This window comes from Niallia sp. Sow4_A1, from assembly GCF_052116745.1.
Classification (GTDB): domain Bacteria; phylum Bacillota; class Bacilli; order Bacillales; family Cytobacillaceae; genus Niallia; species Niallia hominis.
Genome location: NZ_JBQKKM010000001.1, coordinates 53,476 through 71,160, shown reverse-complemented (window position 1 = coordinate 71,160; position 17,685 = coordinate 53,476). Strand labels below are relative to the sequence as shown.

The following is a 17,685-nucleotide window of genomic DNA, read 5'->3' as shown; positions in this document are numbered from 1 at the left end:
TGGACTCATCCTTTTTTAGAGGCTATTCCGTAAGAACAGCCTCACCTTTTTTTATACTACAGCAACAATGATTCTTCCTGTTATTCCGCCTTCTAAAATAGTTGGCAGTTCATTAGGAAGTTGCTCTAAAGTTACTTCTTTGTATATAAAAGAAGTAAGAGCTTCTGGCTTTAAATCAGTTGCGATTCGCTCCCAGATTTTTTGTCTTTTCTCCATTGGACAATAAACGGAGTCGATTCCAAGGAGATTTACTCCTCGCAGGATAAATGGAAATACACTTGTCGGCACAGCTCCTCCACCTGTTAAACCACTTACTGCAACTGATCCCCCGTAGGTTATTTTACTAAGAATAGCTGCCAATGATTCTCCACCGACAGGATCAACTGCTCCAGCCCATAACTGCTTGTCCATTGCTTTTATCTTGCCGTTATACACGTCTTCTCTTCCGATGACACTTGATGCTCCGATGCTTGTTAAATAGTCTTCTGCCTCTTTCTTTCCTGAACTTGCAACAACGTTAAAGCCTAATTTAGAAAGCATGGCAACACCGAAGCTACCTACACCACCAGTTGCACCTGTAACCAATACAGGTCCATTTTCTGGGTTCATCCCATTATCCAATAACCGTTGCACAGAAAGAGCTGCCGTGAATCCTGCTGTTCCGACAATCATCGCTTCTTTCAGGCTTAATCCTGTTGGCAGTGGTACGATCCAATCAGCTGGAATACGAGCATATTCACTATAACCACCAGAATGAGATACACCAATTTCATAGCTAGTCGCAATGACTTGATCTCCTTCTTTAAAACGGCTATCTTCTGAGGAAACGACAGTACCTGCCAAATCAATTCCTGGAATATGGGGATAGGAGCGGACAATTTTCCCATCAGGTGTACTAGCAAGTCCATCTTTATAATTCACTCCAGAATAATGAACCTTGATAACTACTTCACCAGAAGATAAATCTTCTAAAAAAACTTGCTTTGTTTCTACTGAAAAATTACCATCTTTATTATCAACTACGACTGCTTGAAAATTTTTTTCCATCATTATGTCACCTCGTACTCATAGTACCAATTTAAAAATTGCAGGTCAAAGCAAAGAAATTACCCTATTTCCACAGTAATAACGCACAATTCTCCCATTACACCAAATTATTTTGTACGCTTAACCGGATAAAGCTTTTGATAAAATCCAATGGCAAAATCAAAAAAGTACATAAGACCAAATCGTTCAGAGGAGAAACCAGTTCGATCATATGTTTTTCCATGGAGTCGATATACTATATCAGCTGTGTCAATAAATGGAACCTTTTCATTATGAGTAATGATTATTATTTTTGCTTTACTCCTTTGGATAGATTGGATCAACTCCCTATTTCCTTCTATAAACCTTCCAGAAGGACTTGTGATTATTGCAACAGAATGTTCGTCTAATTCTGCTACATCCTCCATTTGCTCTTGTATATCTGAAAAGGCATGAATAAACTTCCCATACTTTACTAAACGATATTGGAAGTCTTGGGCCATTGCTTGTGATAACTGGGTTCCCAAAAAAGAAACCTTCTTAGAACGATGAATAACGTCTAAAATCTTCCTCACATTCGCCACATCCATCCCTTTTTCCATTGTGTCAAGCCACTCTACCATTTTTTGATAAAACTGTTTTTGAAGTTCTGCGCCAACTTCATTCCCTTGTAATCCATAATCAATATATTCATCCACTGGATTTTCTAGCCTATCATTTTTTGCTATATCTTTAAATTCTTGAAAAGAGGCATAGCCAATTTTCTTGCAGAATCTCGTAATTGCGGCTGGCGAGGTATAGCAGGATTCTGCCAAAATGCTGATATTCATACTAGCAATATGATGCACATCTTTTAATAGAGCTAATGCAATGAAATAATTTGTATCTTTTGTTTTGTAATTATTAATAAAATCTAATAAACGAAAAATAATATCTTTCAATTTATACCACCATTATTCATTTAATTTATTTACCTTTACTTAAATAAGCTAATCTCTTTTTAGCTTAATCAAGAATCGATCCATTCTTTTTCTAAGTAGACTTCTTTTCTCTTCTTTCAGTTTTAAACCTGTAACTTGTGCAATTTTCTCTAAGACTTCCTCTACAGTTAAATCATCTGTCTCTACATGTTCTTTAAATAATGGTCTTTGTAGCTGCTGTAATCTAACTGCTGCTTGTTTGTATGCCCAAGAATTTTCTCCTTCTAATCTGCTCCGTAACCTTTTTTTAATGGTAGCTTTCGATGCCATAAGTGTAACATGCTTAACACGTATTTGATCCTTCCGTAATCGAGAGAGAATTTCGTGAAAGTATTCTTCATTTGTGATTGTCATCGGTACAATAATGATCCCTTCATAATTTATGGCGATTTGCTTTAATAAGGAATAGTTTGTTTCTCTCCAAATAGGAAAATCTTGAAAGTCTTCCTTTTGTAAGGACTTAGGGATATTTTTCATCAATACATATCCAAAGCTTTCTGGATCAAAAACAAATGCTTTTTCTACTCTTTTTTCTAACTCATAGGCTGTTGTCGTTTTTCCTGAACCAAATGTTCCATTAATCCAAATAATCATAGGACTCCCCCAAACAGAAAGATTCTTCTCTTTACTATAGCAAATTTCTCAAGCACTCTTCTTTCTTTATGAAATTTATAAGAATATCTACTTTTCGGTTCTCAAAAGTTGTATAATTTTTAGAATAATAGAATTTATTACTATTGGATTATTGTAAGGAGGAAAAAACATGCAAATTCAACCAGAGGATATCGTTAGAAGTGGTCCTAATCAATACATTTGTAAAGAAGGAATTCTAAAGGAATTAAGTAGTTTTCTGTCTCCTTTTCAATCTCCTACTATTATAACAGGCTATAAGTCTTTTCAAGCATTTTCACAATATGTTGATTCTATTCCTATTGATTGGCAAGTTATTCAGCATACAGGCTATAGTTCTCAACAAGCAGTAGATCAAATCTCTCAAACGTGTACAGGTACAGATGTAATTGTCGGCATTGGTGGTGGTCTTGTTTTAGATACGGCTAAAGCTATTGCAAATCAACTAAATATCGAAGTGGTATTAATTCCAACCGTTGCAGGAACCTGTGCTGCTAGTACTCCATTAAGTGTCATTTATTCGCCCGAAGGAGTGTTTGAACGAGTTGCTTATCATCGTCGTTCTAGTTATTTAACATTAATCGATCCTTCCTTTTTAATACATGCACCAATTGATTATTTAAAAAGTGGTATTGGTGATACATTAACAAAGTGGTATGAAGCAGAAGCTATTATTCGCAATGCGAACGATGAAAGATCACAATCTTTATTTGTCCAAGCTGCTTTAAGCCAGTCTGTATTTATCCGCGATATTTTGCTAAAAGAAAGTATTGAAGCTGTTCAAAACAGTGAAGCAGGTAATGTTACACCAAGCTTTACTAAAACGATTGAAGCAGTCATCACTTTAGCAGGAACAGTAGGTGGATTTGGAGGAAGATATGGCAGAATGTCTGGAGCGCATGCCGTCCACAACGGACTAAGCTTTATTGAAGAAACACATACAATCCTTCATGGACAAAAGGTAGCATTTGGCATTTTAGTTCAGCTTGCTTTAGAAAATCGCCTAGACGAAATCGAAGCATTATTATCGTATTATCAAAAGCTTGGATTCCCTACCAATTTAGCCGAGTTAAATATTGTCGACAATCAACCAGAAGCCTTGCATAAAATTGCTGCACATGCTGTTAATCCAAAAGAATCTCTTCAGCTAATGGGTTCATATACGGTGGATGAAGTTATAGCAGCAATAAATGTACTTGAAAATCTCACTGCTATGAAACAAGTGTAAAAATTGTAAAGGAGATGAATCTAACATCGCATTAAAGCGATGTTGATCCATCTCCTTTTAGCTCTTTTAAAACAGCCATTACATCTAATTCTCCTAGTCCCTTTTCAAGTGCACGCTGGTAGGTTTTATTGGCAGATGCACCAACTGCCTGTAATTCCATTGTTTCACTTGCTAAGCGCAAATCTTTTGCCATATGCTTTAGCGCAAATGCAGCAGGAAATTCATTCTTTAATATGGACGGTGTTTTCATTTTCGAGATAGCGGTTCCGACCGCACTCTCATTAATAATGGTTAACATGTCCTCCTGCTTAATACCTTGTTTTTCTGCAAAAAGAACAGATTCAGCAATTCCCTGTACAGTAATCCCCAATAAAAGATTGATCGCTAATTTAGCATTACTGCCAGCTCCAGAATTTCCGAGATAAATAGATAGTTTACTCATCGGTTCAAATATCGATTTTACCTGTTCATACACTTCTTCCTCTCCGCCGACCAGAACTAGTAGTTTCCCATCCTTTGCTGGCTGAACACTTCCTGATACAGGAGCATCAAGATATTTCACACCATTTTCTAAAGCAGTGTTGTATATGAATTGAGATGTTTGCGGGGAAACAGTACTCACATCAATAAATACTTTGCCTGCTTCTGCTTGCGATAAAATCCCGTTTTCAATATAAATGCTTTTCACCGCATTATCGTCAGATACCATCGTAAAAATGACATCACTTTGATTAACTAATTCTGTTAAAGAAGTCGCCTGTTTAGCACCTAGTTCAGCCAGTTCCTCTCCCTTATCTGGTGTACGATTATAAAATGTTAATTCATATCCAGCCTTTACTAAATTTAAAGCCATTGGAATTCCCATATTTCCTAATCCAATCCAACCAATTTTCACGCAAACATCCCGTCCTTTCGTTCTCCTATTCATACACATTTTACCATATCGTATATAAAAATACGTATGGAAAGGAGAGGCGCTAGGTTAAAAATATAATGAAAGAGGGTTCTCCTCATATTTTCTTAGATTTTTATAACCTTCTAAACAATACATTATTCTCTAAATGAATATGATCAAATGTTAGGCTTTCTAATTCTTCCAATTTTAAATAGGTTAATCTGTAGGTATTGCATGCATTCACAGGAATGGAATAATCTTCTGTAGCTTGACGGATTTTTTTCAGTATATCTCCTGCCCCTTCATGCTCCTCTTCTAATATACTAATTTCTGCTCTTGCTTCTTCAAGAATATCAAGTGATTTATTTAAATCATATTCCATTATCTTTGGAAAAATTCGTTGCTCTTCTCCAAGCAAATGCTGCTCTAATTCATCTTTTAATAAGAAAAATTGGGTATATACTTCTTTCAAATGGGTGTCTCTTTCTCCATGCACACGGTATACTTTACTCACAAATGCAGATAACTCTTCTAGTAAATCCCTTGTTTGTGCATGATAATGGCGAATGATATGGTTTACTAAATCTGTTAACGGTATATTCATCCAATCCACTTCTTCTGTTGCTTGCATTTGCTCGTACATAATATTGAGCACTTTTATTAAATCCTTCTCTTCAAGCTGTAAGGAATTAATAACTTCGCCAATTGGACGGTTCCCTCCACAGCAAAAGTCAATTTTATATTCTTTAAATAGCTTACTCGCAGCTGGAAACTTAATAATAATATCACCTGTTTTTGTATCCTCTGTAAAAATGGTATTCATTTTGACACTCTCCTTTTTTAGAATAGCTTCAGTATAGGAGAAAAAAGCAAAGCAAAATAGGATTGAAATCACATATCAATCCTTGTTATAATTTATTCAGATATTCACATTATTAATTGTGAAAAAATACACAAACTCTACTGAGGTGTTTATATGCAACCATATGCGAATGAGCCTTGTCCTAAACGTGTGCCAATTTTCCATTCTTTATCCGAACTAGAAATTCAAAAAATAACTGACGTTGTCCATCATAAAGTCTTTAAAAAAGGCGAAAGAATTATAGAGGAAGGGGAAAAATCAACTTCCCTCTATATTATTCATAGTGGAAAAATAAAATTATCTAAATTAACTGTTCAGGGGAAAGAACAAATTGTCCATTTATTAACAGTTGGTGATTTCTTTGGAGAACAAAATCTCTTTCATGACAATACGGTTATGAACTTGAGCGGCTATGCAGTAGAAGATACAAAGATATGCCTTTTAAAGAAACAAGATTTTGATCAAATTATGGCAAATAATCCTGACATCTCTTTCAAATTTCTAAAAACAATCACAAAGCGCTTAGCCCATACAGAGGACTTAGCGAGAACATTAGCGACAAAAGACCCTGAAGTTAGAATTGCAAATATGCTTCTAGAGTTTTGTGAAATTTTTGGGACAGAGAAACAAAATGCTATTCTGATTAATCTTCCCATTACAAGAGAAGAGATTTCTAGTTACGTAGGTTTAACAAGAGAAACAATTAGTCGAAAACTTGCAAAGTTTGCGGATAAAGGAATTCTTACGTTGATCGGAAATAAACAAATCCTTATTAAAAATAAAGGAAAGCTGCAAACGACGGGTGATTCCCTCCTCGATTTTTAACCAATCATTTTTCGTGGTCACTCTTTTTTCCTGTTATTTAGATGTGGTTTTATTACCATTTTGCGGAGTCTAAAATAGGAATTTACCTCTCCATATAAGCAAAAAAAAACGCTTAGATAATCTATCTAAACGTTTCTCCATTAAATCTTAAGCTGTATGTCTTCCGCGCAATGTCCAAATTTGATAAGCCATCATGAAAGATTTTAAAATAGTCAAGTATGTTAATGTTATCCAACCACCCATCAAATATGGATTAATTGCTTGTTGAACAGCCTCACTTGTTAGAAAATCACGATAAGAAAAACATATATAGCCGATAATTAAAATAGTTATTGTTCCAAGCAAGATTCCTTGGGCTAATTTGCTTCGCGTTTTTCCTGACTCGGCAGCATATTGATTTGCCCATCCGTCTTTCTTATTAGCAGATAGCTTTTGCAGCCACACCTGACTAAAAGTCATTAAATTCACCCATAAATAAACTTCGGGAGCAATCAATAGTGCCGCAAAAATGACATCTATTGTCCGATGCATCGGTGTTTTGATAGCAAGAACCGTATTAAGAATAGATGCCAGTACTATTGGTGTTAACCATATCCAGGACCAATAAAATTGATCTGTCGCTAATGCAACACTTAATAAAATGACAAAGAGGACACGTATTACTAAATCCGAAAATGACTTTAGTTGGTTTCGCCAAATTTTCCCCTTGTGTCGCGTCTGAATACTTAAATCTTTATTTGTAAGCAATTCAACCGTTCCGGAATTCCACTTATTTCGTTGTTCCCTAAAAGTATGGTACGAGCGCATTGCATCTACAAAGCAGCGGCCCTTTGGACTAATAAGCGTCTTCCATCCCGATTTTTGCAATTGCCAAGTAAGTAGCATATCTTCTACATCACTATCATTCTGCCATGGGCCATCTAATTTATTATGGTTTACTACTTCTTGCAATGCTTCTGGTCGAAATAAGGTTGCTTGACCTCCAAGTACATATGTGCTGCCACCATGATACTGAAGATCTAATAGCCAGCTTGCCATATCTTGTTTTTGCTGATGTGTCCACCATCTACTAATGGGACCACCGTACTCACCGCTAGCTATCTTTTCTTCATAATAGACATCATGTTTGCTTAATAAGCTCTTCTTTTTCGGCATACGCATTGTATATTTAGCCATAACTCCACCAATGTTGCGGCCACTCATCAACCCTTCCCATAGATATTTTAAACAGTTAGGGGCTAAACGACTATCTGCATCCATCCCAAGAATCGCTTTAATACTTTGTTTATATAATTCTTGCGATTCGGTTAATTGAATATTATAGAAATCCATAATATCCCCATACAATAATTTCCATCCGCTATTTAAAGCGCCAACCTTCCGAAGTTTATTTCCTTCCGTAATAATCACTTTTAGATTTAAGCCGAATTCTTCGCCTGCCTTTATTGCCTTTTCTTCCGTGCGATCTGTACAGTTATCTGCGATGACATAAACATCTAACTCTACGCCTTTTGGTAGCAATTGATCATTAATTCCGGCTAAACAATCTCTAATGGATTTTTCTTCGTTGTGAGCAGGAATTAGTGCTACAATTCTAGGTTTCATATAGGATTTTTTTATACCAGGCATGCTAAAAAACGATATACTACCTTTTTCCTCTTCTACTACTAATGACAATGAATCCACCAACTTTCATTTTTCTTCATAATGCTATGTTAGACTTCATCAAGTTGTCTTACTAAAAAACAAATCGTTCTTTAAAAAGAACAAGTGAACAAAAAAAATAATAACTTTTGGATTCATCTCCACCATTCGTTCTTATTTAAGAACATTTTATCATTATAATTGCCTAAAAGTCAATCACATCCTTTTACTTTTTCTTTTTTCGTTCCTTTTATAGAACAACATCATTTCTGGATGACAGGAAAAACACTTCAAAATAATGAACACCTGTAGCTATTATTGGAACCCTTTCATTTTTGCTGTCCCCTTTATGTCAAAATAAAAGGCTAGCCATTGTTTTGACCAGCCTCCAACCATCATTCGACTATTTCGCTACCGTTCTATTTACTCTTACTATTGTTTTCCTAAACTTAAGACAGTTTCTAATAAAACATTTACACCCTTCTCACAATCCTCCCATGGCGTTAGTTCTTCCTCACAGTGACTTTTCCCCTTTATACTTGGTACAAAAATCATCGCTGTAGGTACCACACTTGCCATAAATTGAGCATCATGTCCCGCGCCACTTGCCATTGTCTTATAGGAGTAGCCTAAAGTTTTTACGGACTCTTCTATTTGTTCCAAAATCCTTTCATCAAACCAGACGGTATTTCTATCCCATAGTTTTATGGCCGTCAAGCTACAATCTTCTAGTTCAACAGAAGTATCTAAATCTTGCAAAACACTTTCCACTTGTTTCATAATAAGTGGATCCTTATGCCGAGCCTCTACTGTAAAAATCACCTTATTGGGAATAACAGTATGAATATTAGGATATGTATTCATTCTGCCTATCGTAAAAACTAATTCACTATCTAATTTTCCAAGCTGCTTTCTTATTTCCGCTATTATATCATTAGCAGCAAAAAGCGCATCTTTTCTCATTGACATTGGCGTCGTTCCAGCATGATTCGATTCGCCACTTACTGTTATTTCATAACACACCATTCCAACAACACATTCAACAACGCCAATTGTTAGATTCTCTGCTTCAAGAACTGGTCCTTGCTCAATATGCATTTCTAGTAATGCTGTGGCCTTTGTTAATCGGTTTTTCTTATCCCCATCATAGCCGATTGCTTTTAATGCCTGTTCAAAAGTAATGCCATTTTCATCTTTTTTTCTCATCATTATTTCTTTTTCAAATTTTCCTGTTATAACACCTGAAGCCATCATGGAAGGTTCGAACCTTGCTCCTTCTTCATTTGTGAAATTAACAAGCATTAACGGAATCCTTGGTTTAATGCTATTGTCTACAATCGTTGTAATGACCTCAAGTCCTGCTGCAACACCAAATACTCCATCAAATCGGCCCCCTTTTTTCACAGAATCCAAATGAGATCCCATTACAATTGGTGGATGCTCTGCTTCCCCCTCCAAAAGGGCATACATATTTCCCATATCATCAATACTTACGATCATCCCCAGTTCTTCACAGCAGCTGCGAAAATAATTTCTAGCCTCCTCATCTTCTTTTGACAAGGCAAGTCTCGTAACGCCATTATTTTCTGTCCTACCAAAGTCTGCAAATTTTTCTAATGAAGCTTTTAAGCGATCACCATTTATTAATACTTTTTGGCCCTCCATCCTTGATTCACTCCCTTTTTTAACTTTTTGAAGCGTGATGCATTTTTAATTGCTCTAGTAAAAGCACAGAAAAGTATTTTCTTCCGTTAGCCGTATGGATTCGTAGTGTTTGCTGTTCTACTAGTCGATTAATTCTATCCTGTTTTTCTAGTTGAACCATCGCACCATTTAAATCTTCTAATATACTTTTTATTCGATAGCCGTCCGAAATTAAATAATCTATTTGGTCACGCTCATGTAAGAATTTCTGATAATCGGACATCTAACTCCTCCTTTTTAAAAAGTCTTTCTTCACGGGATTCAACATGATTATTTATTCAAGATAAATCTACTTCAAGCAGGGGAGCTTCCCATTCACTTACTGTCGCTGTTTAAATATTTCCAATTACATTCTAGTAACTAAACTCTTTCCACCATTGCATCCTCTATTTCTGTAGCTTCCTCTTCTGCTCCATCAATATACCAGTCATGACTTACCGTGATACCTAAATATTTTTCATCACAAGGATCCTCTATTTCTGCTTGTGGATATTTTTTAAACCACCAATATTTTGCCAATACATAATAAAGCCCTGATCCTACAACAAAACCAACGATGGAAGAATAAGAAGAAAGAAGATTTGCCAGCACTCCACCAACAATCCAAGCGATGAATCCAGCAAGATTTATTCCTTTCATATATCGAAATTGTCCATCTGGTTCATATAAATCGATGACATTTACCCTTCTTTTTCTTAAAAGATAGTAATCTGCAAACAAGATTCCTACAATGGATGTTAAAATTCCGCCGATAACAAGCAGGGCACTATTTAATACTTCAAATAAACTCCATGGCTGTGCAATGACACCAATAATTCCTGCAATCACCACGCCTACCCAAAAAGGCATCTTTGGTCCACCTACATTTGAAAAAATAGTGGCTGCTGGTATAACGTTAGCAGATGTATTTGTAGACCACTGTGCAAGAACAATCATTAATAATAAGATTCCTAATGCGAAACCACTTGCAGCTTCTTGCAAAGCAACGACAGGATCTGCGTTAGAAACAGCCATATAGGATACTGCACCAATGATAATCATAAATGTATTCACAATCGGCATTACAACAATGCTTCCTAGTAGCTGTGTTTTATTTCTTTTAAACCAATTTCTTTCTTCTTTTGGTGCTTTAAAAAAACGAGAGAGAGAAGGCATATCGGCAGCTAATGTTGCCCAAAATCCCATATTGCTCATGACAATGACCATAAATGCTGTAAAAGCAGCTCCCCCTGTTACAGGGCTTTCCACCCAAGTCCACACATCCTTTCCATCTGCAATGGCTTTATCAGATAAAGAGACATACATCCAGCATGAGATGAGGATAATAATAGGTGCCGCCAAATCAGCAAATCGTTCAATTGATTTAATCCCTAATGAAGTATTTAATAATTGCAATGCAGCAAAGAGAAAAAAGCATACTAGCCAATTGTCAAAGCCAAATAATAAATTTAATATGGCATTAATGGCAGTCGATCCAAAATACGTGTTAATTCCAAACCAGCAAGCGGCAGTAACCCCCCTTACAATAGAAGGAATATGTGTCCCAATCGTTCCAAATGGAGCCCTCATATAAACAGGAAACGATAGGCCATGCTCCACCCCTATATCGCCAATAATCGTCATAAGAATTCCTATAGCTACTGAACCGATGATTGTTGCTAAGATAACCATACCTAAAGGAAGGTTTATAATCCCTCCCCCGCCAATGGCAAATGCCGCCAGTACAATTGCCATCCCTACCCAAATAACCGCAAAACCAAATGGTCCAATACTTCGTTTTTCGTGACTAATCGGCAATAAATCAGGAGATTTTAAATAATTACTTTTTTGGGACATATAAAACACCTTCCTTTTATTTATTCAGAATATTAAGAATTCAAAAATCATACATTACTACTTCATTGTTAGTGATTTGCTTTTTGCAGATAATGCTTCTCCATACTTTGCACGTTTTAAATACTGACCTTTACCTGCTGTCCCTACAAATACTTTATTTTTAATCACATATTCCCCTCTTGAAAATACCGTAACTGGCTCTCCTATAATCTCCATGCCTTCAAACGGATTATAATCAACAGCCATATGATGTGTTTCAGCGGAAATTATTCTTTCTGTCTCTGGATCAAAAAGAACGATATCAGCATCTGCACCAATAGCAATCGTTCCTTTTTTCGGATATAGACCAAATAACTTGGCAGCACGAGTGGAAGTTATCTCTACAAATTGATTTAAGGTAATTCTTCCTTTTTTTACACCTTCAGAAAATAAAATACTCATTCTATCTTCAATAATTGGTCCACCATTCGGTATCTTTGAAAAATCGCCTCTCCCTAAATCTTTCTGTCCTTTAAAATCAAATGAACATTGATCTGATCCTAATGTTTGCAGTTGACCAGTTTTCAATGCATTCCATAATACATCTTGATTCCAAGCTTCTCTTAAAGGCGGAGACCATACATACTTCGCTCCTTCAAAATTAGGCTTTTCCAAATAGGATTGATCTAATACCAAATATTGAGGACATGTTTCTCCCCAAATATCTACTCCTTTTTTCCTAGCCTCCTCTAATTGTTTCACTGCTTCTGCACAGGAAACATGGACAACATAAAGTTGTGAATTGGCTAGCTGTGTTAATGTTGCAGCTCTACCTGTTGCTTCTCCTTCTGCTTCTGGTGGTCTTGTTAATGCATGATAAATGGGGTCAGTATTTCCTTCTTCCAATGCCTTTTTTACCAAATAATCAATTACATCCCCATTTTCTGCATGAACCATAACTAGTGCGCCTAATTCCTTTGCTGCTATTAACGTCTTAAATAATGTCTCGTCGTCCGCTTGAAATTGATTTTTATATGCCATAAATACTTTTAAGGAAGTGATGCCTTCCTCTGTGATCATTTCCTGTAGTTCCTCTAGCACCAGATCTGTTACTTCTACTATTTGCAAATGAAATCCATAATCAATCACTGCCTTATCTTTAGCTTTGGCATGCCAAGTTTCGATTGCGCTTTTTAAGCTTTTTCCTTTCGTCGTTAAACAAAAATCAATAATAGAAGTCGTCCCTCCAAACGCAGCAGCCATTGTTCCTGTTTCAAAATCATCTTTCGTCATTGTCCCCCCAAACGGCATATCTAAATGCGTATGCGGATCAATGCCTCCTGGAAAAACATACATTCCTTTTGCATCAATGATTTCAGCCTGAAGATCTATTATGTTCTCGGCAATTTGGGTAATTACTCCATTTTCCATTGCAATATCTGCATTATACGTATCAGTTGCTGTTACAATACAACCATTTTTAATAATTTTTTTCATGGTCATTCCTCCATTTACTTTTTAGGTCTGAACATTATCTTTTTCAGCTGAAAAAATTTACTTATTTCCTATTCCTAATGCAGTAGGAAATGCTCCAATTACGGCTTGTCGTTCATTCCATGTCATCGCAGGCATAGAATGAGCAACTTCTATCATTTCAATGGCTCCATCCACTGGACATACAATGGAACAGAGATTGCATCCTACACAATCCTCCTCTCTTACCTTTAAATAGCTTTTTCCATTACTATCCTTTAGCATGTCAATACATTGATGACTTGTATCTTCACAAGCAATATGACATTTATTGCAATTGATGCAAACGTCATTATTGATTTGTGCTACAATTTGGTAATTTAAATCGAGGTCTCCCCAGTCCGAATATTTCGGTACAGATTTCCCTACTAATTCCATAACAGATGAAAGAATTTTATCATCTAAATAATTATTCAACCCATCTATCATATCTTCGACGATTCGAAAACCATGGTGCATAGCAGCTGTACAGATTTGCACATTTGTTGCTCCCATTAGCATAAATTCCACAGCATTTTGCCAATTGGAGATGCCGCCAATTCCTGAAATAGGAACATTAATTAATGGATTTCTAGCACATTCTCCTACCATATGCAATGCGATTGGCTTGACTGCTGGTCCACAATAGCCACCATGGGCCCCTTTTCCAGCAACATGAGGAATCGTATCCCAAGTATCAATATCTACCCCTGCTAAACTATTAATTGTATTTATCATACTAATGGAGTCTGCTCCTCCATTCACTGCTGCTTCTGCAGTTGCAGTTATATCCGTTATATTAGGGGTTAATTTTACAATTACAGGTGTCTGTGCTACTTCCTTCACCCAATATGTCTGCTTTTCAACCAACTCTGGAACTTGCCCAGATGCAGCCCCCATTCCTCTTTCTGCCATTCCGTGTGGACAGCCAAAATTAAGTTCTAATCCATCAACACCTACTGCCTCTACTTTTTTAACAATTTCATGCCATTTTTCCTGCTTTGGTTCCACCATTAAAGAAGCAACTATGGCATGATTGGGAAATCTTTTCTTTGTTTCATATATTTCTTTTAAATTTACATCTAATGGTCTGTCGGTAATTAATTCAATATTATTAAAACCCGCAACCCTTTGCCCATTAAAGCTTACAGCTGCAAACCTTGAGGATACATTTAAAATCGGATCTCCTAGTGTCTTCCACACAGCACCTCCCCAACCCGCTTCAAAGGCGCGTTGCACTTGATAACCAGAATTTGTTGGCGGAGCAGAAGCTAGCCAAAACGGGTTTGGTGATTTAATACCTGCTAAATCAACACGTAAGTCTGCCATGCTATTCCTCCTTTGTTATGCGGTTTCCATCTTTTTCGAAAGAAAAGATTGATGAATATGATAGGCACTTTCCTTCCCTTGCTGTGCAGCTGATACAACCATAGCCTCACCTTGCCCTTTTCCAAATATAACATCACCACATGCGAATACTTTACTATTACTAGTTTGATAGGTTGCAGAGTGAATGTTGACAATTCCTTGATCATGTTCTAATCCGAATTCCTCGATTAAATCTATATATCTAGATTGCCCAATTGCCTTAATTACAGCATCTACTTCCAATATAAATTCTGAGTTTTCTTGTTCAATAGGTCTTCTTCGACCATCTGCATCTGGTTCTCCAAGCATCATTTTGACACATTCTAAGCCAATAACTTCTCCCTTTTCATTCCCAATAATTTTTTTCGGAGCAGTTAGCCATCTGAATTCAATGCCATCCTGTTTTGCAAATTCGTACTCAAAATCATATGCAGACATTTCGGCTTCTGTACGCCGATATACTATTTTGACATTCTCGGCGCCTAAGCGAATGGAACAAGTTGCAGCATCTATCGCTGTATTTCCAGCGCCAATTACTGCAACCCTTTTTCCAATTAAATCTGTCGATAATGGCTTTGTCTTTGTTTCTTTTACAAACTCAATCGCATCATAAACGCCAGTTAATGTTTCACCTGGAATACCTATATTAGGTACATTAGCCATTCCAATCGCAAGCAATACCGAATCATAGTTTTCAAGAATCTCTTGTACAGAAATATCCTCTCCAACCCTTGTATTCGTCCGGATTTCAACTTCTAAATCTCTTACTTGTTCTACTTCCCAATAAGAAACTTCTTTTGGAAGACGGAAGGAGACAATCCCATATGTATTTAAACCTCCCGCATTACTTTCCGCTTCAAAAATAGTGACATTATACCCGAGTAGCGCCAGTTCTCTTGCTGCTGAAAGTCCTGCTGGACCACCGCCTACAATTGCGATGCTTTTATTTATTGGAGGGACATTTCGCTTAAATAGTACCTGGTTGTTATACCTCGCCCAATCCGTTGCATATCGCTGAAGGTTTCCAATCATAATTGGTTTTGTTGAATTGTTCAGCACACAAGCTCCCTCACACAATTCTTCTGTTGGACAGACTCTAGAACAACTTGCCCCGACAGGATTTGCTGACATAATTGTCTTCGCAGATCCCTTCAAGTTTCCTGAAGCAATTTTTTTAATAAAACTAGGGATATCAATACCAGTTGGACAAGCCGTTATACAAGGCGCATCATAACAATATAGACAACGATTTGCTTCTTCTAATGCCTCCTGATTGGAAAGTGCTTCTTCTACTTCAGAGAAATTAGCCAATAACTGTTCATAAGAAAGCGTAGCATTAGATTTTCTCATAATCGACCTCCTTTAAATTGGTTATTAAATTGCGATTAAGAAAAATTAATAGGCTGTTTATACAACAAACTCTTTAATTAGTATTAAATAAATCACAGCCTATTGGACATGAAAAAAATTCTCTACCGTGTCGGAGTCTTGTATGGAATTAAATCTGTTTAAGTAAGTGTTGTTGTAGAATAAGTAGAATAGTTGTTTTAATGTTAAACGACGAAGAAGAAGTTACGATTGATGATGTTAGTTTTCATAACATTTATAGGATAAGATTTCCCTATTATAAGCTGATTGACATATTTAGTAAATGGATTTTATAGAAAATTAACAATATCCTACTATTTTCTTAAAATTGTTGCTAAACATGTTAGATTTTCTTTCGTAATTAATATTCTTGGTACTTCGATTTTTATCTAAGAAAGAACTTTCTGAGTCGATTGATTATTTTGTAGCACTTTCATTAAGACAGAAATAATAAAGTTTAGGTCATCTTCTGTAGATGATAATGGCGGGCTAAGTGTTAAAATATTATTGTATCCATCAACTGTGTCCCCATTTTTCCCTATTATAAGTCCTTCTTTTTTACATTCTGCAACAATCTTAGCCATATATTTAGATGATACAGGCACCTTTGTAAATTTATCTTCGACTAGCTCTATACCCAAAACTAGTCCTAATCCTCTTATATCTCCCACATTTGGATGACTATGTAAGCCATTTTTTAGATGTTCTAAAAGATATATCCCACTCTGAGCAGATTTTTCTACTAAATTTTCCTTTTCTAATATTTCGAGATTTTTTAAGGCAACAGCACAAGAAGATGGATTCCCACCAAAGGTATTGATATGGCGAAAATGGACATTTTCTTCTGTTCCTTTAAACTTCTCAAAAATTTCTTTTTTAACAGCTGTTACAGATAAAGGTAAATAAGCACTTGTTAACCCTTTAGCCATCGTTACAATATCTGGTTTGATATTAAAATGTTGGTGACCAAATTTCTTGCCAGTTCTTCCAAAGCCACAAATTACTTCATCCATAATAAGTAAGATTCCATATTTTTTACAAAGCTCCTGTACCTTTTCTAGATAAGAAGGATGCGGAATTAATACTCCTCCTCCCGTTATCAACGGCTCCATAATAACCCCTGCAATTGTCTCCTTTTGCTCCCAAATTATTTTTCTCTCCAATTCTTCCATCAACATAGAATGAAATGCCTCTATTGACATATTGTCGGGTCTCCGATAGGAATCTGGAGGTGAGATGTGAAGAAATCCACTTGCAAGGGGCTCATATTTATATTTTCGAAGTGCCTGTCCCGTTGCCGATAAGGCTCCCATTGAACTTCCATGATAGGCACGGTGTCTTGAAATGAATTTAAATCGACCATGCTCTCCATTTTGCTGATGATACTGACGAATTAATTTAAAGGCGACCTCATTCGCGTCTGAACCGCTATTTGAATAGAAAATCATATATTCTCCTTCTAGCCATTCATTAATTTTCTCTGCAAGCTTTATAGCCGGAATATGGCTTTGGGTTAAGGGCATATAGCATAATTCTTTCATTTGTTCATATGCTGCTTTTGCCAATTCCTCTCTTCCATATCCGATATTGACACACCAGAGTCCAGACATTCCATCTAGGTAGCGATTCCCATCATAATCGATAATCCATGATCCCTCCCCCTTAACAGCAATCATTGCTGGGTTTTCTTCAACATATGGAGAGATATGATGCCAAACATTACTTTGATCCCGTTCAATTAATGAATCTGTCTTTGTTTTTTCCATGGAACCACTCCTTAAAAACAGGTTAAGCATTCGTACTTTTTTAATTGCCATAAAAGAAAGGA

15 protein-coding genes are annotated in these 17,685 nt (G+C 36.4%); 2 read left to right on the top strand and 13 right to left on the bottom strand.

Annotated elements, in window-relative coordinates; all coding sequences use genetic code 11:
• Window positions 1-51: 51 nt before the first annotated feature.
• The 3 genes from ACTQ5K_RS00350 to ACTQ5K_RS00340 all read right to left on the bottom strand — a co-directional run bounded on the left by ACTQ5K_RS00350 (window position 52) and on the right by ACTQ5K_RS00340 (window position 2,600).
• Window positions 52-1,047: an NADPH:quinone oxidoreductase family protein gene (locus tag ACTQ5K_RS00350; protein WP_441993281.1), complete on the bottom strand. Its 996-nt coding sequence runs from the start codon at window positions 1,045-1,047 to the stop codon at window positions 52-54.
• Between the two features lie 107 nt (window positions 1,048-1,154).
• Window positions 1,155-1,967: a MurR/RpiR family transcriptional regulator gene (locus ACTQ5K_RS00345; RefSeq protein WP_441993156.1), complete on the bottom strand. Its 813-nt coding sequence runs from the start codon at window positions 1,965-1,967 to the stop codon at window positions 1,155-1,157.
• A 48-nt stretch (window positions 1,968-2,015) separates the two neighbouring features.
• Window positions 2,016-2,600: an AAA family ATPase gene (locus ACTQ5K_RS00340; RefSeq protein ID WP_031540410.1), complete on the bottom strand. Its 585-nt coding sequence runs from the start codon at window positions 2,598-2,600 to the stop codon at window positions 2,016-2,018.
• A gap of 175 nt (window positions 2,601-2,775) precedes the next feature.
• On the opposite strand from ACTQ5K_RS00340, the gene ACTQ5K_RS00335 reads away from it, so the two are divergent.
• The gene (locus ACTQ5K_RS00335; protein WP_031540412.1) at window positions 2,776-3,864 is read left to right on the top strand and encodes an iron-containing alcohol dehydrogenase family protein; all 1,089 of its coding nucleotides are present in this window, start codon (window positions 2,776-2,778) and stop codon (window positions 3,862-3,864) included.
• Window positions 3,865-3,895: 31 nt separating this feature from the next.
• Here ACTQ5K_RS00335 and ACTQ5K_RS00330 read toward each other — a convergent pair whose 3' ends face one another.
• Both ACTQ5K_RS00330 and ric read right to left on the bottom strand, forming a co-directional pair.
• Complete coding sequence (locus ACTQ5K_RS00330; protein ID WP_109767404.1) at window positions 3,896-4,759, bottom strand: NAD(P)-dependent oxidoreductase; 864 nt, start codon at window positions 4,757-4,759, stop codon at window positions 3,896-3,898.
• A gap of 133 nt (window positions 4,760-4,892) precedes the next feature.
• Entirely contained in the window at window positions 4,893-5,582 is a 690-nt protein-coding gene (gene ric / locus ACTQ5K_RS00325) for an iron-sulfur cluster repair di-iron protein (protein ID WP_109767403.1), read from the bottom strand.
• Window positions 5,583-5,735: 153 nt separating this feature from the next.
• Here ric and ACTQ5K_RS00320 point away from each other — a divergent pair, with 153 nt between their 5' ends.
• Window positions 5,736-6,446: a Crp/Fnr family transcriptional regulator gene (locus ACTQ5K_RS00320; RefSeq protein WP_441993153.1), complete on the top strand. Its 711-nt coding sequence runs from the start codon at window positions 5,736-5,738 to the stop codon at window positions 6,444-6,446.
• A 147-nt stretch (window positions 6,447-6,593) separates the two neighbouring features.
• Here the strand turns inward: ACTQ5K_RS00320 and ACTQ5K_RS00315 are convergent, their stop codons facing one another.
• From ACTQ5K_RS00315 to ACTQ5K_RS00280, 8 genes are all read right to left on the bottom strand, one after another.
• Window positions 6,594-8,075, bottom strand: a complete 1,482-nt coding sequence (locus ACTQ5K_RS00315; RefSeq protein WP_235250683.1) for a glycosyltransferase family 2 protein — start codon at window positions 8,073-8,075, stop codon at window positions 6,594-6,596.
• 447 nt (window positions 8,076-8,522) lie between these two features.
• Window positions 8,523-9,755, bottom strand: coding sequence for a Zn-dependent hydrolase (locus tag ACTQ5K_RS00310; protein WP_441993151.1), 1,233 nt, complete (start codon window positions 9,753-9,755; stop codon window positions 8,523-8,525).
• 19 nt (window positions 9,756-9,774) lie between these two features.
• Entirely contained in the window at window positions 9,775-10,017 is a 243-nt protein-coding gene (locus tag ACTQ5K_RS00305) for a hypothetical protein (RefSeq protein WP_109767401.1), read from the bottom strand.
• A 137-nt stretch (window positions 10,018-10,154) separates the two neighbouring features.
• The gene (locus ACTQ5K_RS00300; protein WP_031540419.1) at window positions 10,155-11,630 is read right to left on the bottom strand and encodes an NCS1 family transporter; all 1,476 of its coding nucleotides are present in this window, start codon (window positions 11,628-11,630) and stop codon (window positions 10,155-10,157) included.
• 57 nt (window positions 11,631-11,687) lie between these two features.
• The gene (gene hydA, locus ACTQ5K_RS00295) at window positions 11,688-13,106 is read right to left on the bottom strand and encodes a dihydropyrimidinase (RefSeq protein WP_031540420.1); all 1,419 of its coding nucleotides are present in this window, start codon (window positions 13,104-13,106) and stop codon (window positions 11,688-11,690) included.
• A gap of 57 nt (window positions 13,107-13,163) precedes the next feature.
• On the bottom strand, window positions 13,164-14,450 hold the full coding sequence (gene preA / locus ACTQ5K_RS00290; protein WP_441993148.1) for an NAD-dependent dihydropyrimidine dehydrogenase subunit PreA: 1,287 nt from the start codon (window positions 14,448-14,450) through the stop codon (window positions 13,164-13,166).
• Window positions 14,451-14,465: 15 nt separating this feature from the next.
• Entirely contained in the window at window positions 14,466-15,839 is a 1,374-nt protein-coding gene (locus ACTQ5K_RS00285; protein WP_109767400.1) for an NAD(P)-dependent oxidoreductase, read from the bottom strand.
• A gap of 407 nt (window positions 15,840-16,246) precedes the next feature.
• Window positions 16,247-17,623, bottom strand: coding sequence for an aspartate aminotransferase family protein (locus ACTQ5K_RS00280; protein ID WP_031540423.1), 1,377 nt, complete (start codon window positions 17,621-17,623; stop codon window positions 16,247-16,249).
• Between the last annotated feature and the right edge of the window lie 62 nt (window positions 17,624-17,685).

Excerpts from the sequence above, each read along its gene's own strand:
- ACTQ5K_RS00350 (WP_441993281.1), bottom strand. The coding sequence starts at position 1,047 with ATGGAAAAAAATTTTCAAGCAGTCGTAGTTGATAATAAAGATGGTAAT.
- ACTQ5K_RS00340 (WP_031540410.1), bottom strand. The coding sequence starts at position 2,600 with ATGATTATTTGGATTAATGGAACATTTGGTTCAGGAAAAACGACAACA.
- ric (WP_109767403.1), bottom strand. The coding sequence starts at position 5,582 with ATGAATACCATTTTTACAGAGGATACAAAAACAGGTGATATTATTATT.
- ACTQ5K_RS00320 (WP_441993153.1), top strand. The coding sequence starts at position 5,736 with ATGCAACCATATGCGAATGAGCCTTGTCCTAAACGTGTGCCAATTTTC.
- ACTQ5K_RS00315 (WP_235250683.1), bottom strand. The coding sequence starts at position 8,075 with ATGCCTGGTATAAAAAAATCCTATATGAAACCTAGAATTGTAGCACTA.
- ACTQ5K_RS00310 (WP_441993151.1), bottom strand. The coding sequence starts at position 9,755 with ATGGAGGGCCAAAAAGTATTAATAAATGGTGATCGCTTAAAAGCTTCA.
- ACTQ5K_RS00305 (WP_109767401.1), bottom strand. The coding sequence starts at position 10,017 with ATGTCCGATTATCAGAAATTCTTACATGAGCGTGACCAAATAGATTAT.
- ACTQ5K_RS00300 (WP_031540419.1), bottom strand. The coding sequence starts at position 11,630 with ATGTCCCAAAAAAGTAATTATTTAAAATCTCCTGATTTATTGCCGATT.
- hydA (WP_031540420.1), bottom strand. The coding sequence starts at position 13,106 with ATGAAAAAAATTATTAAAAATGGTTGTATTGTAACAGCAACTGATACG.
- preA (WP_441993148.1), bottom strand. The coding sequence starts at position 14,450 with ATGGCAGACTTACGTGTTGATTTAGCAGGTATTAAATCACCAAACCCG.
- ACTQ5K_RS00285 (WP_109767400.1), bottom strand. The coding sequence starts at position 15,839 with ATGAGAAAATCTAATGCTACGCTTTCTTATGAACAGTTATTGGCTAAT.
- ACTQ5K_RS00280 (WP_031540423.1), bottom strand. The coding sequence starts at position 17,623 with ATGGAAAAAACAAAGACAGATTCATTAATTGAACGGGATCAAAGTAAT.